General features: G+C 66.3%; 27 protein-coding genes and 1 pseudogene. 17 read left to right on the top strand and 11 right to left on the bottom strand.

The window, feature by feature from the left end:
• Positions 1 to 87 precede the first annotated feature (87 nt).
• The 3 genes from V5A19_RS08805 to lexA all read right to left on the bottom strand — a co-directional run bounded on the left by V5A19_RS08805 (position 88) and on the right by lexA (position 2,790).
• Positions 88 to 669, bottom strand: coding sequence for an alpha/beta family hydrolase (locus V5A19_RS08805; RefSeq protein WP_332318874.1), 582 nt, complete (start codon positions 667 to 669; stop codon positions 88 to 90).
• A gap of 204 nt (positions 670 to 873) precedes the next feature.
• Positions 874 to 1,887: a GTP 3',8-cyclase MoaA gene (gene moaA, locus V5A19_RS08800; protein ID WP_332318873.1), complete on the bottom strand. Its 1,014-nt coding sequence runs from the start codon at positions 1,885 to 1,887 to the stop codon at positions 874 to 876.
• 297 nt (positions 1,888 to 2,184) lie between these two features.
• Complete coding sequence (gene lexA / locus V5A19_RS08795) at positions 2,185 to 2,790, bottom strand: transcriptional repressor LexA (RefSeq protein ID WP_332318872.1); 606 nt, start codon at positions 2,788 to 2,790, stop codon at positions 2,185 to 2,187.
• A gap of 518 nt (positions 2,791 to 3,308) precedes the next feature.
• On the opposite strand from lexA, the gene msrA reads away from it, so the two are divergent.
• Positions 3,309 to 4,061 carry a peptide-methionine (S)-S-oxide reductase MsrA gene (gene msrA, locus V5A19_RS08790; RefSeq protein ID WP_332318871.1) on the top strand — a complete coding sequence of 251 codons (753 nt, stop codon included), beginning with the start codon at positions 3,309 to 3,311 and terminating at the stop codon, positions 4,059 to 4,061.
• 20 nt (positions 4,062 to 4,081) lie between these two features.
• Here the strand turns inward: msrA and msrB are convergent, their stop codons facing one another.
• Complete coding sequence (gene msrB / locus V5A19_RS08785) at positions 4,082 to 4,567, bottom strand: peptide-methionine (R)-S-oxide reductase MsrB (protein WP_332318870.1); 486 nt, start codon at positions 4,565 to 4,567, stop codon at positions 4,082 to 4,084.
• A gap of 113 nt (positions 4,568 to 4,680) precedes the next feature.
• Between msrB and V5A19_RS08780 the strand changes: the two genes are divergently transcribed.
• Complete coding sequence (locus V5A19_RS08780; protein WP_332318869.1) at positions 4,681 to 5,373, top strand: TrmH family RNA methyltransferase; 693 nt, start codon at positions 4,681 to 4,683, stop codon at positions 5,371 to 5,373.
• A 187-nt stretch (positions 5,374 to 5,560) separates the two neighbouring features.
• Here the strand turns inward: V5A19_RS08780 and V5A19_RS08775 are convergent, their stop codons facing one another.
• From V5A19_RS08775 to V5A19_RS08765, 3 genes are all read right to left on the bottom strand, one after another.
• Positions 5,561 to 5,809 (bottom strand): hypothetical protein, encoded by a 249-nt coding sequence (locus V5A19_RS08775; protein ID WP_332318868.1) that lies wholly within the window; start codon positions 5,807 to 5,809, stop codon positions 5,561 to 5,563.
• Between the two features lie 4 nt (positions 5,810 to 5,813).
• Positions 5,814 to 6,011 carry a hypothetical protein gene (locus V5A19_RS08770; protein ID WP_332318867.1) on the bottom strand — a complete coding sequence of 66 codons (198 nt, stop codon included), beginning with the start codon at positions 6,009 to 6,011 and terminating at the stop codon, positions 5,814 to 5,816.
• Positions 6,012 to 6,133: 122 nt separating this feature from the next.
• Positions 6,134 to 7,057, bottom strand: a complete 924-nt coding sequence (locus V5A19_RS08765) for a M28 family peptidase (RefSeq protein WP_332318866.1) — start codon at positions 7,055 to 7,057, stop codon at positions 6,134 to 6,136.
• A 100-nt stretch (positions 7,058 to 7,157) separates the two neighbouring features.
• Here V5A19_RS08765 and V5A19_RS08760 point away from each other — a divergent pair, with 100 nt between their 5' ends.
• Positions 7,158 to 7,445 carry a hypothetical protein gene (locus tag V5A19_RS08760; RefSeq protein WP_332318865.1) on the top strand — a complete coding sequence of 96 codons (288 nt, stop codon included), beginning with the start codon at positions 7,158 to 7,160 and terminating at the stop codon, positions 7,443 to 7,445.
• Here V5A19_RS08760 and V5A19_RS08755 read toward each other — a convergent pair.
• The gene (locus tag V5A19_RS08755; protein WP_332318864.1) at positions 7,442 to 7,975 is read right to left on the bottom strand and encodes a dihydrofolate reductase; all 534 of its coding nucleotides are present in this window, start codon (positions 7,973 to 7,975) and stop codon (positions 7,442 to 7,444) included. The two genes, V5A19_RS08760 and V5A19_RS08755, sit on opposite strands and share 4 nt — an antisense overlap.
• 104 nt (positions 7,976 to 8,079) lie before the next feature.
• Between V5A19_RS08755 and V5A19_RS08750 the strand changes: the two genes are divergently transcribed.
• A complete protein-coding gene (locus tag V5A19_RS08750; RefSeq protein WP_332318863.1) occupies positions 8,080 to 8,427 on the top strand; it encodes an Mth938-like domain-containing protein in 348 nt (115 codons plus the stop codon).
• 26 nt (positions 8,428 to 8,453) lie between these two features.
• Here V5A19_RS08750 and V5A19_RS08745 read toward each other — a convergent pair whose 3' ends face one another.
• A complete protein-coding gene (locus V5A19_RS08745; RefSeq protein ID WP_332318862.1) occupies positions 8,454 to 9,083 on the bottom strand; it encodes an HAD family hydrolase in 630 nt (209 codons plus the stop codon).
• Between the two features lie 67 nt (positions 9,084 to 9,150).
• Here V5A19_RS08745 and V5A19_RS08740 point away from each other — a divergent pair, with 67 nt between their 5' ends.
• Entirely contained in the window at positions 9,151 to 9,573 is a 423-nt protein-coding gene (locus tag V5A19_RS08740; protein ID WP_332318861.1) for an NUDIX domain-containing protein, read from the top strand.
• A 3-nt stretch (positions 9,574 to 9,576) separates the two neighbouring features.
• On the opposite strand, the gene V5A19_RS08735 is transcribed toward V5A19_RS08740, so the two are convergent.
• Entirely contained in the window at positions 9,577 to 10,602 is a 1,026-nt protein-coding gene (locus tag V5A19_RS08735; protein ID WP_332318860.1) for a Clp1/GlmU family protein, read from the bottom strand.
• A 123-nt stretch (positions 10,603 to 10,725) separates the two neighbouring features.
• Between V5A19_RS08735 and V5A19_RS08730 the strand changes: the two genes are divergently transcribed.
• The 12 genes and pseudogenes from V5A19_RS08730 to V5A19_RS08675 all read left to right on the top strand — a co-directional run bounded on the left by V5A19_RS08730 (position 10,726) and on the right by V5A19_RS08675 (position 19,154).
• A complete protein-coding gene (locus V5A19_RS08730) occupies positions 10,726 to 11,763 on the top strand; it encodes an NAD(P)/FAD-dependent oxidoreductase (RefSeq protein ID WP_332318859.1) in 1,038 nt (345 codons plus the stop codon).
• Positions 11,763 to 12,422 carry a tRNA (mnm(5)s(2)U34)-methyltransferase gene (locus V5A19_RS08725; RefSeq protein WP_332327763.1) on the top strand — a complete coding sequence of 220 codons (660 nt, stop codon included), beginning with the start codon at positions 11,763 to 11,765 and terminating at the stop codon, positions 12,420 to 12,422. The genes V5A19_RS08730 and V5A19_RS08725 overlap by 1 nt, the downstream gene beginning before the upstream one ends.
• A 134-nt stretch (positions 12,423 to 12,556) precedes the next feature.
• Positions 12,557 to 14,317 carry a thiosulfohydrolase SoxB gene (soxB, locus tag V5A19_RS08720; protein ID WP_443081437.1) on the top strand — a complete coding sequence of 587 codons (1,761 nt, stop codon included), beginning with the start codon at positions 12,557 to 12,559 and terminating at the stop codon, positions 14,315 to 14,317.
• A 68-nt stretch (positions 14,318 to 14,385) separates the two neighbouring features.
• Positions 14,386 to 15,051, top strand: a pseudogene (locus V5A19_RS08715) (DUF72 domain-containing protein).
• A gap of 167 nt (positions 15,052 to 15,218) precedes the next feature.
• The gene (locus V5A19_RS08710; RefSeq protein ID WP_332318856.1) at positions 15,219 to 15,371 is read left to right on the top strand and encodes a hypothetical protein; all 153 of its coding nucleotides are present in this window, start codon (positions 15,219 to 15,221) and stop codon (positions 15,369 to 15,371) included.
• An 829-nt stretch (positions 15,372 to 16,200) separates the two neighbouring features.
• Positions 16,201 to 16,599, top strand: a complete 399-nt coding sequence (locus V5A19_RS08705; RefSeq protein WP_332318855.1) for a hypothetical protein — start codon at positions 16,201 to 16,203, stop codon at positions 16,597 to 16,599.
• Positions 16,583 to 16,867, top strand: a complete 285-nt coding sequence (locus V5A19_RS08700) for a hypothetical protein (RefSeq protein ID WP_332318854.1) — start codon at positions 16,583 to 16,585, stop codon at positions 16,865 to 16,867. Before V5A19_RS08705 ends, V5A19_RS08700 begins: the two co-directional genes overlap by 17 nt.
• Positions 16,854 to 16,988: a hypothetical protein gene (locus V5A19_RS08695; RefSeq protein WP_332318853.1), complete on the top strand. Its 135-nt coding sequence runs from the start codon at positions 16,854 to 16,856 to the stop codon at positions 16,986 to 16,988. Before V5A19_RS08700 ends, V5A19_RS08695 begins: the two co-directional genes overlap by 14 nt.
• A 247-nt stretch (positions 16,989 to 17,235) precedes the next feature.
• Entirely contained in the window at positions 17,236 to 17,508 is a 273-nt protein-coding gene (locus V5A19_RS08690) for a hypothetical protein (protein ID WP_332318852.1), read from the top strand.
• Between the two features lie 89 nt (positions 17,509 to 17,597).
• Positions 17,598 to 17,753, top strand: coding sequence for a hypothetical protein (locus tag V5A19_RS08685; RefSeq protein ID WP_332318851.1), 156 nt, complete (start codon positions 17,598 to 17,600; stop codon positions 17,751 to 17,753).
• Between the two features lie 596 nt (positions 17,754 to 18,349).
• On the top strand, positions 18,350 to 18,676 hold the full coding sequence (locus V5A19_RS08680) for a DUF883 family protein (protein WP_332318850.1): 327 nt from the start codon (positions 18,350 to 18,352) through the stop codon (positions 18,674 to 18,676).
• Between the two features lie 244 nt (positions 18,677 to 18,920).
• On the top strand, positions 18,921 to 19,154 hold the full coding sequence (locus tag V5A19_RS08675; RefSeq protein WP_332318849.1) for a hypothetical protein: 234 nt from the start codon (positions 18,921 to 18,923) through the stop codon (positions 19,152 to 19,154).
• 435 nt (positions 19,155 to 19,589) lie between these two features.
• Here V5A19_RS08675 and V5A19_RS08670 read toward each other — a convergent pair whose 3' ends face one another.
• Entirely contained in the window at positions 19,590 to 20,615 is a 1,026-nt protein-coding gene (locus V5A19_RS08670) for an IS110 family transposase (protein WP_332327762.1), read from the bottom strand.
• Positions 20,616 to 20,723: the final 108 nt, after the last annotated feature.

The raw sequence follows: 20,723 nt of genomic DNA, 5'->3' as shown, positions 1-20,723 counted from the left end.
CTACTCCTGAGCTGTTCCTGTGCCGCTTTTCTTTGGGCAACTGGATGGTCCGTGCGCTCCGCATGGCCCGCCTGGGACACCTCGGCATCAGCCGAGTAGGCTGCGCAGGAACCGATCGGCGGCGTCTAGGGCGGCGCCAAGGTTGCCTTCCGCGGTGTTTCCGGAACGCTTGCGGGGCGCCAGATCGTGGTTGCCATCCGGGGCCCAATGGAACGCAATGGCGGGGTCGAGGGGATAGTTCGCGACCTCGTCGCCGTTGCCGAAGGGATCGCGGGTGCCCTGGGCGATCAGGGTCGGCGTAGCCAGTCGCCGCAGGTGGTCGATCCTTGTCTTGTCCGGTCTGCCCGGGGGATGGAAGGGGTAACCGAAACAAAGCAGCCCAGCCACGCCGCTATCGTCGGCCACCAGGCTGGCCATGCGGCCGCCCATGGACTTGCCGCCAATCACCAGACCCTGGGGTCCAAGCTCGGCAATCACTTCCTGCCAAGTTGCTTCCAGCACCTGTTGTCGGTCGGGGGGCCGCTTCTTGCCGTCGTCCCGGCGGCGTAGCATGTAAGGAAACTCGAAGCGGGCCACACACCAGCTCCGAGCCCCCAGGCCCGCGGCCGCCTCGGCCATGAAGCGCGAGTCCATGGAGGCGCCGGCGCCGTGGGCGAGGACGACGGTCAAAGGCGCGGATTCGGGACCGTCGAAGAGATAGTGCAAGGCGGTTTAAGGCGGTTTTAAGTGTTAGGTTTTAAGGGAAGACGGAAAGGGTAATCCGGGAACGGTGCCATCATTAACCCTTCCATCTTTTGCTTAACGCTGAACACTAGAAATATTATTACTTAATAACTTAATCCTTAGAACTTAGGACTTAAAACACTTTAGCGTTTAACCCCCGATAAACGACATCTCCACCTTCCGTTGGCCGGCGGTTTCCGCCGTCCGAAGCTCGGAATAGCGATCGGCGCGGGCGGACCAAAGCGCCTGGATGCGCCGGGTAATGGCCTCGTCGCTGGCCTGCTCCTGGCGCAGCATATGCCGGAAATCATAGCCGCCGTCGGCGAAAAGGCAGGTGAATAGCTCGCCCTGGGCGGACAGTCGGGCGCGGGTGCAGGTGCCGCAGAAGGGCTCGGTTACCGAGGGGATAATGCCCACCTCGCCGCCACCGTCGCCATACCGATAGCGGCTGGCCACCTCGCCAGTGTAATTGGGATCTAGGGACTCGATCGGCCAATGGGTGGCGAGGGTGTCCCGGATCTCGGCGGCAGTGACCACGTCCGCCATGCGCCAACCGTTGCTGTTGCCCACATCCATGAACTCGATGAAGCGCAGGATATGGCCGCTGCCCCGGAAATGGTCGGCCATGGGCAGGATCTGATCGTGGTTGAGACCGCGCTTGACGACCATGTTGACCTTGACCGGGCCCAGGCTGGCCTCCCCCGCTGCCTCGATGCCTTCCAATACCCGGGCAACGGGGTAATCCACATCGTTGATCCGACGGAAGACCCCGCCATCGATGGCATCTAGGCTGGCGGTTACCCGGTTCAGACCGGCGTCGCGCAAGGTGGCGGCCCGCTGCGGGGTGAGTAGGCTGGCGTTGGTGGTCAGGGTGATGTCGTCGATGCCGGGGATGTCGGCCAGCATGCCGATGAGCTGTTCGATGTCGTGGCGTACCAGGGGCTCGCCCCCGGTGATGCGCAGCTTGCGGACTCCCTCCGCGGCAAACAGGCGTGCCAGGCGGGTAATCTCCTCGAAAGAAAGGATCTCCGATCGGGGCAGGAAAGCGTGCTCGGAGCCGAACAGCTCCTTGGGCATGCAGTAGACGCAGCGAAAATTGCACCGGTCGGTCACCGAGATGCGCAGATCGCGCAGTGGGCGTGCCAAGGTGTCGTGCGTGGTCATGATCAGTAGCCGGCTGCCGTTGGGGTCTGAAGGGAGCCGGGCAGGGGCAAAGCCCGAGCAGATGGGTCAACATTAGCGGATGCTGACAAAGTAGTCCAAGCGGGTAGCGGCGTCAAACCAGGAAGGCAGCAAAAGGGGCGCCTCAGCGAAAAGAGGGTCGGGGGAGCCCAGCCCTGAAACCAGCCCCGGACAAAGGGGCAGCAGGCAATCGGAGAAAGCCTTAGGTTTGGAGCAGGGAAGCCCTTTTCCGACCCAGGGAAGGTCTGATGATCGGAGTTTTAAGGGGCCAGGATCCGCCTAGAAGTAGCGCCGCATCTGGCTGACCACCACCCCCTGAATGGCGACTTGCTCGGGGTGGTAGACCTGGGGGGCGTGGTCGGTGTTTGCCGGGTGCAGCACGATCTCCCCGGCGCGATGCTCGAGGCGCTTGAGGGTGGCTTCCTCGCCGTCGATCAGCGCCACTACCAGCTCGCCATTTTCCGCGCGCTGACGCTCTTCGACCACCACCCAGTCCCCATCGAAGATGCCGTCCTCGATCATGGAGTCCCCTTCCACCTGTAGCACATAGCAGGGGCGGTCACGGCGGAGCTGGGGCGGGACCTCAAACCCCTCGGGCTGGGACACTGCCTCGATCGGTCGGCCAGCGGCGATGCGCCCGAGCAAGGGCAGGCTTTCGTCGTCGGTTCCCTCATGGTTCCCGGCCAGGTGCACGCCCCGTTTCTTGCCCTCCATGGGCTCCACCAGGCCGGCATCCACCAGGGCCTGAATGTGGCGGTGCAGACTGCCGCGGGATGTCATGCCCAGCGCCCGGGCCAGCTCGTCCAGGGTGGGGGGGGGCTCGCCGGCGTGGGCCTGCAGGTATTCGTAGATCTCGCGCTGACGGCGGGTCAGTCGGCTGTCCATGATGGCCTCCCTATTTGGTGTCTGGCAGTATCCCACAAAAAGAACGAAAAGAGAACACCTTAGTTGGGATAGAGGGGCTTTGCGGGGAGGCTCGGTGTTGAGAGTTGGTATTCCCTGGAAACTCCAGCAACGGGGGCCTGTCTTTTCCGTGGAGGACGAGTCAAGAACAGCGGATTCGGAAAGGGTCAGCCAGGGCGCGCCACCGGAGCTCTGCCCGCCTGGAGGCGCTCATGCCCGGGGCTGGTTGCCTTCCCTTGTTTGAGGGTCAAGGGGAGGGGGCATGCGGCGTTTTGCTATCTCGGAAGTAAGCTGTCCTCGTTGGGGCGGCGGAGTAGCCCGCTGCACAGAACCGGAGCCGGCTAGGCAGCGGAAACGCCACCGGCCCGGGTTTGTTTCCTGCAACGGCGGAACCCCATTCCAGGTCGGGGGTCCTCTGGTTTTGGCGCCGTAACGGGGCCACCAATCCATCCCCTGGGTACCGGAGGCGGGGTCGCCGTGCCAATACCATGGAGGCTTGGATGACAAACCCCTGCGACCAGCAACGGAGCCTTGGCGACGGGACACGGAACGGGGCCCGTTCGAACCGGAGCGAGGTCCGGCGCACTCGGGGCTGGTATTCCAACGCCCTATTGCTGTTGGCCCTGGCTCCCTTGGGGCTTGTGGCCGCCGGTGCGGTGGCCGACGAAACCCGGAAGGCCACCTTTGCCGGTGGTTGCTTCTGGTGCATGGAGCCACCCTACGACAAGCTGGAAGGGGTCAAGGCCACCGTTTCAGGCTATACCGGCGGGGACTTGGCCAACCCCTCCTACGAGCAGGTTTCGGGCGGGGGCACCGGCCATGCCGAGGCGGTCCGGATCGAATACGACCCCGACCGGGTGAGCTATGGCCAGCTCCTAGTGGTCTTCTGGCACAACATCGACCCCGTCGCGGTCGATCGCCAGTTCTGTGATCGGGGAAGCCAGTACCGCAGTGCCATCTTCTACCACAACGAACGCCAACGCCGGCTGGCAGAGCGTTCTAAGCGGCTCCTGGCGGAATCGGGGCGCTTCGATCAATCCATAGCCACCGAGATTGCCCCAGCCAAGGCGTATTACCGGGCCGAGGATTATCACCAGGACTATTACGAGAAAAGTTCCATCAAATACAAGTTCTATCGCTGGAACTGCGGCCGGGACCAGCGGTTACAGGAGATCTGGGGCGACCTCGCCGGCAAACCCGATCCCGGTGAAGCACTGGCGCCCATCCTGAAGGGCGAGAACGGCGGTAGCTGAGGAATCCTAAGGTCAGCGGCTCAGGCCAGCTCGAAATCGAGGGCCAGGCCGTTGTTGCAGTAGCGCTTGCCGGTGGGCTCGGGGCCGTCGTCGAAGACGTGGCCTTGGTGTCCGCCACAGCGGGCGCAGTGGTACTCGGTGCGGGGGATGACCAGGGCCCAGTCCCGCTGGGTTTCGATGTGGTCCGCCATGACGTCATAGAAGCTGGGCCAACCGGTGCCGCTTTCGTACTTCCATTCCGAGCGGAATAGGGCAAGTCCGCAGCCGGCGCAGACGTAGGTGCCCTCCCGTTTTTCTTTGGCCAGGGGGCTGGAATGGGGCGACTCGGTACCGGCTTCGCGGAGGATGTTGAACTCCTTTTCCGTTAGCCGCCGGCGCCACTCGGCCTCGGATCGTTGGATGCGGTCGAGGCGGGTTTCCTTGTCGGTAGCCCCGGCCCTGAGGGCGAACCATCCCGGAAGGGCGGCGACGGTGCCCAGGCCGATCACAAAGGCTCGACGGTACATGGTGGCTCTCCTACCTGAGAGGTGGTTGGCGATTCTTTATAATGGAGACCGCGTCGGGTGGAAAGGTTCCCGGCCCAAAATGGAAATTTCCAGCTTACATTCACGGGAGCGCCATGACCTTACGCCGCTACCGTCAGATACGGGAAGTTTTGGACCGTCGCCAGCCCGACCTGACGGTGCTGATGGATCGGGTGAGCAAACCCTTTAATCTCTCGGCTATCCCGCGCACTTGCGATGCCGTGGGTGTCTTCGAGGCGCAGACCGTCGCTCCCGAAGGCCCCGTCCGGGCCGACTTGACCGCTTCCGGGGGCAGTAGCAAATGGGTGCCGCTGCATGTCTATGGCTCCTTGGAGGAGGGGCTGAACGCCGTCCGTGCCCGGGGAATGCAGCTAGTGGCCGCCGATAACGCGGCGGGTGCCCGCGATTTCCGGGAGATCGATGACACCCTGCCTACCGCCATGATTCTGGGTCCGGAGCTGTACGGGCCCCGCCCCGATGCCCCAGGGGAGATGGATCACCATGTGGCCATTCCCATGGGCGGGATGGTGGAGTCCCTCAATGTCTCCGCAGCCAACGCCGTACTCCTGTTCGAGGCCCAGTGCCAACGCCAAGCCGCCGGGTTCTACGACGAGCCGCGCCTGGATGCCGATACTTACTGGCGCACCCTCTTCCGATGGGCCTACCCTCACCTTGCCCGTTATTGCGATTCCCGGGGACTGCCCTATCCGCGCCTGTGCGAATCGGACGGCAGCCTCCTCGACCCCCTCCCCGAAGGGTGGACTGAGGCCGACGGCCAGCCGGGCTGACTCTCGCCTACCGGTCTGGAGGGCGGAGATGGCCAATCAAGTTGGGCGGAGAGGTGGCTGCTTCCGCTACCGGAGGGGTTGCTGGGTCCTGGGGGAAGGTGGAGGGGCCGAAAGACCGCATACAAGGGCGGGTAGAGGGAAGATCAGGGGGCAGCCCCGGCCGGCCTGGGGCCGCTTGCTGCCAGGACTATGACCCCGAAAGGGGTCCCACCTGTGAGGGCTGCTCGGCCTGATACATCCACAACTGCCAACGGTCGGTAACGTCCTCGCGCCGAAGCAGATAGAGGCCGCCGCCACCGGCATGGACCTTGAGGTAACAATGGTCCGCACCCGGCCAACGGTCGAGGATATCGGTAACGCCGATGTAGCGATCGCCCAGGAGGAAGCCCTGGGGAAGGTCGTCGCGCTCCGGGTCGGTGTCGACTTTGATCTCCATGGCGTTAGTCCGGGATCTGAAAGCTGTAGCTCTCGTTGATGCCGAAGCGGTCGGCCATCTCGGGGTCGGCGGTCTCCAGGTGGAAGGTGGCGTGAACCAGCCCTTTGCCGATTTCCTCGGTGTTGGTGAATTCCAGACTGTAGATGGGGTGGCCGCGGTGGACATGCTCTTCCTTGCTGGCGCAGATCAGGGTGATCTCCATGAATTCCTCCTTGGGTTGGGAGCCGTGGTCTGCTCCCTTCATGGTTGGGCTGTGGGGTGTCCGATTTCAAGCGCAGCGATTATCCCTGGGGCCCGACAGGAGCATTGCCGGCCGCCAAGGCGTCATGCGTGCGGGCCTGCCAGATTCGCGCCGGCATCGGCCAGGCCCGCCACCGAGCGGGCAAGGCGGTCGAGGTCAAGACGTTCCGGTTGGTCGCCTGGACCATGGTAGTCCGGGTTGCGGAAGGGAAGGGTATCGGTGGCCATGACCCCCGGCCAGCCTTCTTGCCAGAAGGCCCAGTGATCGGACCAGGTCGCTCCCGGGACCCATTCGAGAAGGACAGCGCCGTAGACGGGTAGACTTGCGTGTCCGCCTAAGTGCTCCAGTAAGTGCTCCAGAAGCGGGCTCGAATCCGGGTTGGCCACCAGGGCCAGGAAGTTACCGGTGTCCGGAATCGCCCCCGCTTCCGGGGCCAGAGGCAGGGTCTGGGTTCCGGGCTCATCGCGGTAATATCCCAGACCGTCCAGGGCCACGGCACCAAGAAGGGGGATCCCCTGCCGGCTACAGGAACGGGCGTGGATCCGGCTGCCCATGGCCTCGGACTGGAAATAGGGCGGCTCCTCGTTGACAAAGGCCACAACCCGCAGGGGCAGGGGTGACTGCCGGCCGCCGAGCTCCGCTGCCAGGGCCAAAAGGCCGGCCACGCCGGAGGCGTTGTCATCGGCTCCGGGGCTGCCGGGGACTGTGTCGTAATGGGCTCCCCTCAGCAGACGGGGTCCCGGCGGTCCCACATCGGCGATCAGGTTTCGGCAGGTCTCCGAGCCCACGCGGAAGTGCTCGCTGGAAACCCTTAGCCCGCTGTCCCCCAACCGGTTTTCCACGAACAGGGCCGCCCGCTCCAAGGCCTCGGGTCGGTCCAGGTGGCGCTCTCCGATGCCTCCAGCCAGCTCCTCGATGTCCGCCGCCAGGGCGCTCCGGAGCCGGGCCTCCTGGGAGGTCGGATCGGGCAAGGGCCCCGGATGGCTAGGTCCGGGTAGGATGCGCATGGCGAGGTACTCCACGGGTATTGGGAACGCTGGGGGTTGCCTGCCCACCAATCAGGGAGCATGTTGAAACCCATCGTCGCCGACAATGAGGGCACGGGTCATGGCCGAGCAGGGCAAGCGGGGCACCACCCCGGTCCGGGAGATCCGCGAGCTGGCGCGGCGATTCTCCGAGGCCGAGATCGAAAACTGTATTCACCATCAGCTGGATGCCGGCAACAACCCGTGCGCTCCCGACGAATCCGCCAAGGAGGCCATGGCGGTCCTGGCCAAAGCGGAATATGTTCGCCAGCTCATGGAGGAGCCGGGTTATAGCTTGTCTCAGGCCATCCGCGAGCTGGGCCGGCGCATACGCCAAGTGCAACAGTACGGGTCCCCACAGGAGGGTTAGCCACCGCCACTGCGTCGGCGCACCAGGACCTGGAAGGTGAAGGGATGGGGGTTGGTGTCGTCCGCCGGATGGCTCTCTTCGGAAACCACCTCCCAGGCCAGGGGGTCGGGCTCGGGCATGAAGGTGTCGCCATCGACGTCGGCGTGGACCCGTGTCAGGCGAATGAGGTCGGCCCAGGGCCAGGCTTCCATGAACACCGAGTGGCCACCGGCCACCATGAGCTCGGACACATCGAGGGCCTCGGCCATGGCCAGGCCTTCTTGGACCGAGCCCACCGGAATGACGTCGTCCGCCTCGTAGGGGAAGTCGGTCGGGCGGCCCGTCACCACGAGCAGCCGGCGCTCGGAAAGGGGGTTGGGAAGTTGTGGGGTGGGGTCCAGGGATTCGTAGGTTCGCCGGCCCATAAGCAGGGTCTTGCCCTTGGTATGGCGGACGAAATACCGCAGATCTCCCGGAAGGTGCCAGGGCAGACGGTTGTTCACCCCGATGCTGCCGTTGTCGGCCGCGGCCATGATCATGGTGATATCCATGGCGTTTGCCCTCCTCGCCCGTTGGCGGGTGGTTTATGATCATTTAGGCAATAAGCATGACGGTTGATTCGATTCCCATAAACCGCCGGTCACAGGAGGTGACCATGAGCGTCGATCATTACGCCTTCGGGCGGCTGACCTATGACGGTCGGGAGTACGCCAAGGACGTGCTCATCCACCCCGACCACCAGGTCCATTCGCCTTGGTGGCGCAACGAAGGGCATCGGCTCGATCCCCAGGATCTGGCGGAGATCCTGGCCGACCCGCCTGACGTCCTGGTCATCGGGACGGGTTACTACGGCAACATGGCGGTCCCCGAGGAGATTCGCGAGGCGTTGGGGGAGCTGGGGGTGGAGCTGGTCGTGGCCCGGACCGGGGAGGCCGTGGCCGAGCTTGACCGGCTGCAACAGGAGTCCGCGCGCACCGCGGCGGCCCTGCACCTTACCTGTTAGGGAGCGAGGCGCTGCGCCTGCGTGGCCTACTTCGCGGTGCCTCCCGCCTCCCGGACCAGTGCCTTCAGGGCCCGCTGGATCCGGTCGGGGTCGTCGGTGGTTAATACCTGGAAGCCCCCGGCCCGGGCACGATCTCCGTTGGCTTGGGAGTCGTCCACCAACAGGATGCGCTCGGGAGGCAGGTTCAGGTCGGTGGCGACGTCGTGGAACAGGGTGGGATCGCGCTTGCCCTTGCCCAGGCGGTAGCTATTGTAGACCCGGTCGAACGCCGCCAGGAAGCCGTCCCGCTGGTCCAGCCGCCCCAGCCAGTCGGTCTGATCGGTGAGCAGCCCCACTAGGAAGCCGGTCCGCCGCAGCCGGTGGACCCACTCGAGCATTTCGCTCCGTAGCCGGAACCGTGACAGGATCGCATTCTCGCCCTCCAGCGGCTCGACCCAGAGGCCCGAGAGCTCACCCAGGCGGCGCCAGAAATCGGCCTCGCTGCCGGTCCCCGTGACGTAGCCGGAGCTGTAGACGGCGTCCATGGCCTGGGCCAGCACCTGATCGGGGTCCTTGCCGTGATGCTCGGCGAGGAAGGCCAGCCCGTTCCGGAAGCCCTCCTCGGCGATGACGCCGCCGAAATCTAAAAGCACTGCCCTAATGGCTGGTTGCTGCACGAGCTGGCCCCTGAAGGTTTCAATGGTCCCCGGTCTAAACACCTAGCCTGACCCAAGGGAGGGCGCCATGCCAACGGTCCGCGAACCATCGGCGGGGATGGTGGTAATCCGAATGGAGGGGGGCGAATGCCGCTTCCTCCTGCTCCGGGCCTATAATTACTGGGATTTCCCCAAGGGCCTGGTGGAAGCCGGGGAGGACCCCCTGGCCACGGCCCTCAGGGAGGTGGCGGAAGAAACCGCCATCCGTGACCTGACATTGCCCTGGGGTACCGATTACCACGAGACCAAGCCCTATAGCAGCGGACGCAAGGTGGCCCGCTACTACCTGGGACGCACCGACCAGAGCGAGGTGCGGTTGCCGGTGAGCCCGGAGCTGGGCCGTCCCGAGCATCATGAATACCGCTGGGCCGATCGGGAGGAGGCTCGGCGGTTGCTGGGCGACCGGGTGGGTGCGGCCCTGGAGTGGGCGGCGGAGACCGCCGGCTGCTAGCTGCTAGAGGTTTCGGGGGCGGCGCCGGTCCTCTTCGCGGCCGTTGGGGCCCACATAGAGGTCCCCGAGCTGTAGAATCGCCGCCACCCCCGGAGGAACGGGGGTGACCACCTCGAGGCGCCGGCCGGGATAGTCGATCCGCCGCAGGCGCGCCAGGCCGCGGCAAGCGCCGCGGCCATCGGCCACTCCACAGAGGAGGTCGGGCTCGAACCCGGCCGGCAGATGCTGGGTCCCCGGTTCCTTATGCTCGGGGCCGCCCACCACCAGGCGGCCCTCGGCGGTGTCCTCGGCATACACATGGGTACCAGGGTCCGCCGGGGCTCCCGAAAATAGCAGGCTACGCTGGATCCCCAGGCAGTCCAGGTGCCATTCCCGCCTCCGGGCCCCGGCGAAGTGCTCCCGGAATCCCCGAGCCCGGCTCGCCCCCCGCTGCTCGGGCGTCTTTGCGGCAATGCCCGGGGGCGGGCGCAGGCGAAATTGGCGGGAGGCCTGGGCACCGGCCAGGATCGCCCCGGCCTCGTCGTCGCTTTCCAGGGCCACCACAACCTCCGGCCGCAGGGATTCCAGCAGGAATTGGATCAGGGTGCGCCCGACGCCCTGGATCATGCCCGGGGTATCCACCAGGGTCACCCGGTCCCCCGCGGCTTCCGCCAGCCGTCTGGCCCCGATCACGATGGGCAGGAGGTGGCCCGGTGGGCTGACCGCCCCGACGAAATAGTGGCCCTCCGGCCGCTGCGCCGGCGGGTCCGACGGATCCCCCAGTCCCAGGGTGACGGTGGCCGGCGGTCCCAGATCCTTTTGACCGATGTCGGCATCGACCAGGGCCGTGGCATGGCTCGCCGCCAGCAGACGGCGCCGGAGAAGGGCGCAGAAGGTGGACTTGCCACGGTCAGTGGCCCCCAGGACAACAATCCGGCGGGGGGCCTGTCGGACCAAAGCCCCAAACGCCCGCTCCCAGCTTTCGGGGACGACAAGGCGCCTCTCCGGAGTACAGGAGGCGGCCAAAAGGGGCTGGTGGGGATTGGTCATGGCGGGTAATTCCGGCAGCAGGGATGCCCCCCTGTGTAGCCCAATGCCGCTCCGCTGGAAAGGCCCCGCCCGTGCTATCCTGCCCCATCCTTGTCCCGCGCCCTGACGTTTGAGCATCAGGTCATGACCCGCCGCCATTACCGCCCCATTCTTATCGCTGGCCAGGGACTGGCAGGTACCCTGCTGGCCGTCGCTCTGATCGAGCGTGGCCGCCGGGTGTTGGTGGCCGACCCCGGCCATGCCGTGGGAGCGAGCGGGGTGGCGGCGGGTCTGGTCAATCCCATTACCGGTCAGCGTCTGGCGCGAGCGGGTGACCTGGAGACCCTGTTGCCGGCAACGCATCGGCGGTTGACGGCCCTCGCCGAGCTCCTGGGGCAGCCCGTTCATCGCCCGACGCCCATTCTCCGCTACCTCTGGGGCGACCGGCCGCGGACGGCGTGGCCGCGCCGCCGGGAAGATTCCGCTTACACTCCCTATCTGGAGGCCGGCCCGGAGCCCGACTCCGTATGGATCCATGGCGGGGCGGTGGTGGATAACGAAGCCCTGATCCGCGGCGTGCGGGCCTGGCTGGCCGACAACGGGAACCTGGTGGCCGAGAGGGTGGACCCCGGGGACGTGACCGAGGCCCGGGAAGGCATCCGCTGGGCCGGGGGCAGCTATAGCCGGGTGGTATTCTGTGAGGGCGATCAAGTGGGAACCAACCCCTGGTTCGGCGAGATCCCCCTGGCCCCGATCAAAGGGCAGGTCCTGGAGGGGCGGGCGTCCGACCTTCCGGCGTATCCGGTCCACGGCACCAAGTCCCTGGTGCCCCTGGGCGGCGATCGCTTCCGGGTCGGGGCCACCTACGACCGCGACGACATCGGCAGGGAGCCTACCGAGGCCGGGCGGGTGGCTTTGGAGGCGGGCATGGAGGAGCTGCTCCCCCGCCCCGAGGGAGCCACCATCAACCGCCACCTAGCCGCCATCCGCCCGGGGAGCCCCGACGGGCGGCCGTTTTTGGGCCACCCTCCGGGTCATCCGCGTGTGGGTCTGTTCAACGGCCTGGGATCCAAGGGCCTGCTTCTGGGACCGTATTACGCGGATCGCCTGGCCCAGGCCCTGGCGGAAGGCGGTGACCTTCCCCCAGAGGCCACCCCGGACCGATTCGCCGGATCGTCGTGATGCCCGCCCCCCAGGTGGCCGCCGCCCAGCGCACCCTGACCGCTGTCCTCCGGCCCGGGGACCTGGCCCTGGACGCTACGGCCGGGAATGGCCACGACACGGCTTTCCTGGCCCAGCGGGTGGGCCCTTCCGGCCGGGTGCTGGCGGTGGATGTCCAGGCCGAGGCCGTCGCCGCAGCAGCGCAACGGCTCCGGGCGGACGGGCTGGCGGATCGGGTGGATCTGCGCCGGGCCGATCATGCGGATCTGGCCGAGCTGGCGCCCGCCTCCCGGCGGGGCCGGTTCCGGGCCGCGGTGTTCAATCTCGGCTACCTGCCCGGCCAAGAGGGCGACCGCATCACCCGGCCGGCCACTACGCTGGGCGCCCTGGATGCGACCTTTCGCCTGCTGGGGCCGGGCGGCCGGCTGGCGGTGGTGGCCTACCCGGGCCATGCCGGCGGCGAGGAGGAAGCCGAAGCGGTCGCCTCCTGGGCCAGATCCGCGGCGGAGGCGGGGCATCGGGTCCTGGCGGTCGGGCGCTGGCGGCGGGGCCTCAGTCCTCGTGCGCCCCGTCTTTCCGTGATCGAACGCATTATCAGGCCCGATGGCCCGCCGGAGGGAACCGGAGAGGGCTGTGGCGATACGGAACCGGGTGGGACTGCGCAAAAACGGGAGGGGTGATGTCTGAATCCCGCCGCCAACAGCGTTTTTGGCGAGGCCGGATGCGATCCTCATAAAGGGGAGGAACGGCTCCATAAAGGGATGGCATAGTTGAGATGAAGTGCCACCCATCGCTAGGGGGGAGGCCCATGCATCTGAATCGGCGCGAGTTCCTGCACGCCCTTGCCCTGGCCGGAGCCGCCGGCATGCTTCGGCCCGGCGGCGCGAGAGCCGCCGACTGGTTCGCCGACGACCCCTTCGCCATGCCGGATTTCGGCAATGTCACCCTGATGCATTTCACCGACTGCCACGCCCAGCTCAAGCCGGTGCATTTCCGGGAGCCCCACATCAATCTGGGCGTCGGCAACATGAAGGGGGAGCCGGCCCACCTGGTGACCGACGCCCTGCTGGAGCACTACGGGATGAAGCGGGGTAGCCGGAAGGCCCACGCCTTTACCCCCATCGATTTCGTGGAGGGGGCGCGCGAGCACGCGCGCAGGGGCGGCTTCGCCCACCTCAAGACCCTGGTGGAGCGCTACCGCGCCGAGCTCGACGGCCGCACCCTCCTGCTCGACGGCGGCGACACCTGGCAAGGCTCGGCCACCAGCCTGTGGAGCGATGCGGGCGATATGGTGCGGGCCTCCAACGAGCTCGGCGTGGACTTCATGACCGGCCACTGGGAGTTCACCTACGGCGAGGAACGGGTCCGGGAGATCCTGGACAACGAGCTGGGCTCCGATTTCGTGGCCCACAACATCAAGGACGTCACCTGGGGCGACAACGTCGATTACTTCGACAACTACGTGGTCAAGGAACGGGCCGGGGTGCGCATCGCCGTGGTGGGTCAGGCGTTCCCCTACACCCCCATCGCCAACCCCCAGTACAAGATTCCGGACTGGTCCTTCGGCATCCAGGAGGGCCACGCCCAGAAGGTGGTGGACGAGATCCAGGAAGCTGACAAGGCCGACGTGGTGGTGATCCTGTCCCACAACGGCATGGACGTGGACAAGAAGATGGCCTCCCGCATGCGTGGTGTCGACGCCATCCTCGGCGGCCACACGCACGACGCCATGCCGGCGCCCATGGAGGTCGATAACGCCGGCGGTGGCATCGGCGGCAAGACCCTGGTGACCAACTCCGGGTCCCACGGCAAGTTCCTTACCCGCCTGGATTTCGACGTCAAAAACGGCCGGGTCCGGGACTACCGCTTCCGCATGCTGCCCGTTTTCTCCGATGTCATCCCGGCCGATCCCGATATGGCCAAGCTCATCGATGAAGAGCGGGCACGGGCCGAGAAGAAGGCGGGCAAGCGCCTGGATGAGGAGCTCGCGATCACCGAGGATCTGCTCTACCGCCGGGGCAACTTCACCGGCACCTTCGACCAGCTCATCCTGGACGCCCTGCGGGAAACCCAGGACGCCGAGATCGCCCTGTCCCCGGGCTTCCGCTGGGGGGTCTCGGTGCTCCCCGGTGATCCCGTCACTCTGGAGGAGGCCTACACCCAGACCGCCATCACCTATCCCGACGTCACGGTGGACGAGATAAGCGGCGAACGCCTCAAAACCGTTCTGGAGGATGTCGCCGCCAACCTGCTCAACCCGGATCCTTATTATCAGCAAGGCGGCGACATGGTGCGCGTGGGCGGGCTCGACTACGCCATCGATCCCACCGCCGAGACTGGCAAGCGCATCTCCGACATGGTTATCGACGGCAAGCCGATCGATCCCGGCAAGACCTACAAGGTGGCCTCCTGGGCGCCGGTGGATCCGGTGGCCGACTCCCTGCCCCCGGCCTACGAGGTCTTCGCCGACTGGCTGCGGTCCCAGGAGCGGGTTCGCGCGGGTGAGCCCAATGTGCCCCGCATCAAGGGCTTCAAGGCCAACCCGGGGCTGGACCGGGCCATGCTCGGCGGCTGAGCCCGGCCTTGGCGATCCGCGTGGGCACCTGCGGCTTCAGGGAAGCCCAGGCACGGATCTTCGCCGACATGGACTGCATGGAGGTCCAGCGGACCTTCTATCAACCGCCGCGGGTGGCCACCGCCCGGCGCTGGCGGGAGCGGGCTCCGGCCCCCTTTCGGTTCATGGTCAAGGCCTGGCAGCTGATCACCCACGAGGCCTCCAGCCCCACCTACCGGCGCCTTCGGGAGGAGCTCTCCGAGGACCAGCGCGCCGGGTTCGGGCGCCTGCGATGGAATGCCACCACCGCCGAGGCGTGGCAGCGGACCCAGGCGATCGCTGACGCCTTGGAGGCGGAAGCGGTGGTCTTCCAGACCCCCAAGAGCTTCCGGCCTACCCAAGAAAGCCTGGCGAATCTGAGGCAGTTCTTCGGCAAGGCCGACAGCCGGGGCCGCTGGCTGGTCTTCTAGCCCCGCGGTGAGGCCTGGGCCGATGACCTGCTGGCGGACCTGGTGACCGAGCTGGACCTGGTCCACGCCGTGGATCCCTTCCTGTGCCCGCCGGTGGGGCAGGGACCGGCGTATTTCCGCCTTCACGGGCGACCGGCCTATAATTATCGCTATCACTATAGCGACGAGGATCTCCAGCAGCTTGCCGGTTGCCTGGGGCAGCGCCAGTCGGTCCGTGTACTGTTCAACAAAACCAACATGGCAGACGATGCCCGTCGCCTTAAAGGCCTTCTGGGTGCCAGCTAGACTGCCGCCTAACCCCTCCCGTGAAGGTCCATGCTGCGAACCCTGGCGCGCATCCTCAAAGTGCTGAACTCCGAAACCCATCCGGCGCTGGTCGCCGGAGCTGTCGCCACGGCCGCGATCATGGGCTTGACATCCCGTGGGGTCTGCACACCCTGCTGATCCTCCTGTTGGTTCTGATCCTCCGGGTCGATCTTTCCACCTCCCAGCTGGCCTATGCGGTTTTCACCGGAATTGCCAATATGCTGGACCCGGTTTGCCACCGGGTCGGTTTCGTCCTGCTCACCAGCGACGCCCTTCAGAGGTTGCGGACCGGCTTCTAGGGGACGGTCCTCGGTCGCCTGTCCGGGTTCAACAACACGGTCATCCTGGGGAGCTTGATCTTGGGGCTGGGGGCCGCGGTGGTCCTCTTTCCGGCTGTGGCCACCCTGGTTCACCACTACCGATCCGCGGCCCGGGAGTGGTTGGGGCGCAGCCGCCTGATACCTTTCTCAAGGCAAGCAAGCTCTACCGCCTTATACAACGAGATCAGTTGGTAGGAGGCAATGCGGATCTTTTGCTGATAGGGCCTTGGGGTGTTCGCCGGGCTCGTGGTGGTCCTCGCAGGGGGCTGGTGGCTGTTTGCCGACGTCTGGCTCGAGCGGGCGGTGGAGGGAGCAGGTGCCCGAATGGTGGGTGCCAAGGTGGAGCTTCGAGACGCCGGCCTGGGCTTGTTCCCCATTCGCGTCGAGCTAAACGGGCTGCAGGTCACCAATCCCCGCCGTCCCATGCGGAATGCCCTGGCTGCCGACCGCATCGGCGTTAATTTGGTACCCGTTCCCTGGTCTTCGGGCGCACCCGCATCGACGAGATGGCTGTCGAGGGAACGGCCCTGGCGAACCGGCAGCCAAGCCGGCGAACCATGCCTACTGAAGGCAGCCCCGCCTGGTGGTTTTGAAGCAGCGTGGACCAGGCTGGGCGCGGAGCCAAGGCGAGAAGGTTAAGGGGCCAGTCCCGTGCCGCTCCTTTCATGTTCCTGCGGAAAAGCCTTTCTGGCCGGATACTAAGGGGTTCCCCCTAAAGGACACCGTGTTTATCCGGGTATTTCGGCTCTCCTTTTTGGTTTAAAAATGGAATACCACTTCGGAATACCGCCTAGGTTGGGAGGGGGATGTGCCACGTTATTGGCTGCCTGTTACCCCGAGAAAACTGCCGTTCCCCGGCCATTCCAATAGAGTGGCCCGGGCCGGGGCGGAGTTCTCCGACTTGGAATGGAACGCCCTGATCAACCGGGCCCGTTCGCTTCTGCGGGCCTTGGAAGCGTGCCGGGCCGGGGGCGAGGGCTTTTCCTGCAAGGTTTGTCCCATGGCCGGGACCGGATCGGAGGGACTTCCCGAGGCGCGGGCGGCCGCCTGTCGAACCCATTTCCGGGCCCTGGAGCGCCGCCTCACCCATCTGACCAACCAGGTGCCCGAGCCGGAGCGCCAGCAGCTGCGGCGGACCGTGGACGGCCTGCATCTGGCCTACCGCCAGCTCGACCCGCAGGAGGAGCACCATGGCCGAGACCTTTGAAGGCAAGGGCTATCTGTTCCAGGACGGGCGACTGGTGGCCCCCGTGCGCTACCGCCTGCGCTCGGAGCGCGACGCCTGGGGCCACAGCGCGGCCAACGGCGAGCTGTGGGTGGCCTCCCAGCGTTGGACCGGCAACCCGGGCGACTCCTACGTCATGCACACCGAGGACGGCTTCAGCCTGCCCCTGGAGCTGACCCGGAAGCCAATCGGGCAATGGCAGCCGTTCCGCCGGCTCTCTCACCGGGAGGTCGCCGATGGCCTGGGATAAGACCAGCTGGAACCGGTGCTTGCGCATCACCCGCAGCGCCCTGGTCAAGCGCGACGCCCTGTCGGGTCACTGCGCTCCCGGCCCCGACCAGCGCGACGCCGAGCGCGAGCGCCGTGGCTAGGCCGCCAAGGCCCGCGCTAACCTCAAGCAGCTGGCCCGCCTGGCGAAGTGGGCACCTGATCGTTCCCGGGCGCTGGCAACCTTCCACGAGCTGCGGCATTGGTACGAAAACCCCGTCGGCAACGACCGCCGGGGCGGTTGACGGTCGAGGCGACCGGCATGGAGCCCCCGACCGCTGTGCCGGTGCCGCCAACCTCGCCTACGCCACCCCTCGCTGGTTGAACCCTACAAGATTCGGAGGATTCCCCATGGCAGCCACCAACCAAAGGTCACCCAGATTCACCAGCTGGGCCATGATCTACCACCAGGGGTTTCCGGTCGCCGTGTGCCCGGTAGAGGCCGTCAGTGGCGATACCATGCAGCTGGTTTGCGGCCCCCTCCGGTTCGAGCGCCATGCGCCTTTGGTGCTGCAAGTCACCCACCACCGCGAGCCGGGCCGGATCGGGACCCGGATGAAGGGGACGGTGGAGGGAATCGACGCCAACGGCATGCAGGTCCGGCTGGAGCCCACCCGCGGCTAGAGTTTGACGCGAACACGCCGGATCGACGGGCTGGCCCGCATGGCCGGCCCGTCGGTGACGCCCCTACCCAAGCCCCGAGAAGGGCAAACATGACCGCAGACGACAACCCCGGCGAGCTGGCCCCCTTCCAAAGGCGCACGCACCGGGTCAATATCGAGGACCGGGAGGCGGACATCCGGATCACCGCGGGGCTGCCCGGGATCGCCAAGACGATGGGGCGGTGTCGGTGTCCGACAACGCCGTGACCATCAAGGCCAGCACCCGGGAGGAAAAGGCGTAAGGCGAGCCGGAAGGCGCGCTCTGCCGCCGCGAGATCGCCTTGGGCGCCTTGCCCGGACTGTGCCCCTGCCCGGGGACGTGGACGCCGACAAGGCCAGGGTCGCCTTCGGCAACAGCCTCCTGGGGCTGACCCTGCCCATGGGGGAGACGGCCAAGCGCCGGCGGATTCCGGTGGAACAAGAACCGGGGAAATGTATCCCCCGTGTCTGGTTTCGCGAGCCCCTCGGGGTTCCCGTAATGGGTTCGGACACGGAAGGAATCCGCTCGTTTTAGACGCTGGGGGAGGGCGGTTATTCCCTTGAGGTGGTTTAAGGCCCGGTAGCCCACGTGGGCTGCCGGGCCCTCTTGGACGCAAGCCGGTCCGGTTCCTGCCTGGAACGCGAGACATTCGGAGGAAGTGGTAGGGGACAAATGGACGCTGCTTGCTTCCAGTGTCAGGATGAGCCCAGTGGTGGCCCGGGCTGGATACAATGCCGCTGGCGGAGGCTGACAAAGTTGGCTTTCGCCCTCCTGCCGTTCTAGGTTGAATAGGCAGGAAATGAAACACCCACAGGGAGCACCCATGGCCGAGGACAACAACCTTCAAGAAGAGATCGACGCCCTGAAAAGCGACCTGGCCAACCTTCGCTCGGATATTTCCGAGCTCACAGGCGCGGTGCGCGATATGGGGTATGCCAAGGCCGGCGAGTGGCGTGGCTCGGTGGAGGACGAGCTGAATGAGCGTCGGGAGGACCTTCGCCGCGCCATGGGGGCGGCGCGTGACCGGGGCCGCTGGGCCGAGGAGGAGTTCGAGCAACGGGTTAACGACCACCCCTGGGGCTCTCTGCTGGCGGCCCTCGGCGTCGGTTTCATCCTGGCCAAAGTAATGGAACGGGGAGAGCGACGCTGACTTCGCTCACCGAGCTTGCGATTGCTTTCGCGGACCTCATCGAGGCGGAGGCCCGCGCCCTCCGGCGAGGCACACTGCGCACCGGGGCCGGCCTGGCGGTTATCGGTTTGGCGGGTCTGTTCGCTGCGGCCGGTTTGGGTCTTCTTCTCTGGACCCTTTTCCGAAGCCTTTCCGGGTTGTGGGGAGTTACTCTGGCCGCCCTTGTGACCGGAGTGGCCGCCCTTATGGTGGCGGGGGTGCTGGCGTGGACAACGAAACGAATCGCCCGCTGACCCCGGAGGAGGCCAAGGAACGGCTGCGGGAGGTCGCCAGCGAGGTGGGCGTTACCCCCTGGATCCGTCGCCACCCCGTCACCGTGCTGGCCGGTTCAGTCTCCATCGGGTATCTGGTGGGCTCCCTCTCCCCTAGGGAGCGCCGCAAAGCAGGCTCGCTTCTAGCGCGCGTGGCCTTTCGGGGAATTGGCTCCTTGCTAAACTAAGGGTTGGCCCCGTCGATCCGATAGTAAATGGCAGGGCTAGCCTAGCTTAGGGGCGTGAGATCCCTAGGAGGCTTGGCCCTGGGGAGGTGAGGAAGGACCCTGAACAGGGTGCTAGCCATCCCCCCAGCCGAAAGGGATGATCGGGAATAAAATCTATGGACTTCTCCCGTTTTGCAAGCCCCTATCGGTAGGAGGAGGGACGGGTGGCGCAAACCTATTCGGCCTCTGGATGGGGCGATTCTCGGCCCCGTGCCGTGATGGAGAAATCCGCGCCTGCGGTTCCTGATTAAAGCCTCGGCTTCAAGGAGCCATTTTTTTGCTCAGGCTAGCCGCAGGCCGGTACCCGTTTCCGCCATCAGCAAGGGCGCTTGCAATTGCTCGGGGGGTCAGTCCGCCAATTTGGTTTCAGTTGCCCGTTGGCGCGAACGCCGCCGCTCAAGCGGCCGCGGCCTCGGCGCGGAAGGCCTCCCCGCGGGTCAGCACGGCCCAGGCCACCCGGGTGAGCTTGTTGGCCAGCGCCACCGCCGCCTTGTTGCGGTGGGTGCCGCCGGCCAGCTGGCGGATCCAGCGCCGCAGAGCATCGTCACTGCGATGGGCCTGCTGCAGCATGGCCCGGGCGCCGTGAATCAGTAGGGTGCGCAGATAGCGATTCCCGCGCTTGCTGATGCCCAGCAGCCGGGGCTTGCCGCCGGTGGTGTACTGTTGGGGCACCAGCCCCAGCCAGGCGGCCAGATTCCGACCGCGTCCGAACTGCTGGCCGTCACCCGCCGCCGCCACCAAGGCCGTGGCCGTGATCGGACCGATCCCGGGAATGGTCGGCAGCCACGCGGCCGCGGCATCCCGCCGGGCCAGCTCCTCCAGCTGGCGGGTCACGCCAGTCACCCGCTCGTCCAGCTCCTCAAGCTGGGTCCAAAGCTGCGCCAATAGGTCCCGGACGATATCCGGCAAGCCGTTGTCGGCGTCCTCCAGGATCCGGGGCAAGGCCTGGCGCAGGTTGCCCAACTGCTTCGGCACCGTGATCCCGAATTCCAGCAGGCTCGCCCGTATCCGGTTGGCTGTCTCCGTGCGCTGGGCCACCCAGCCCTGGCGCGCCCGGTGCAGCAGCTGGATCGCCTGCTGGGTGGTGTCCTTGACCGTCACCTCCGGCATGGTCGGCCGCGTCGCCGCCTCGGCGATGGCCTCGGCATCGGCCCGGTCGTTCTTCTGGCCCTTGCTGTAGGCCCGCACGAACTGGCCGGGCAACAGCACGGCCCGGTGCCCCATCGCTTCCGCCTTGCGGGCCACATAGTGCGAGCCGGCGCAGGCCTCCATCGCCACCCGGCAAGGCGCCAGGTTGGCCAAAAACCGGAACAGACCGGTGCGGGTCAGCTTCTTGCGCTCCACCGGCTGACCGCGGTCATCCAGGCCCACCACGTGGATGGTGGTCTTGCCGAGATCGATACCAAGGGTTGCAATGCTCATTGGGCTTCTCCTTCTGATGGGTCCGTCGTCAGAGCCAACGAACCCAGGCTAGTTGTGCTGTAACAAGAGGTTGTCCACAGTTACCCGATCACGCTGACCGGTGGCTGA

The sequence above is a fragment of the Thiohalorhabdus sp. genome, from assembly GCF_036628635.1.
Taxonomy (GTDB): domain Bacteria; phylum Pseudomonadota; class Gammaproteobacteria; order Thiohalorhabdales; family Thiohalorhabdaceae; genus Thiohalorhabdus.
Note: the sequence above shows the minus strand (reverse complement) of the source record. Positions and strands in the feature narration are given on the sequence as shown.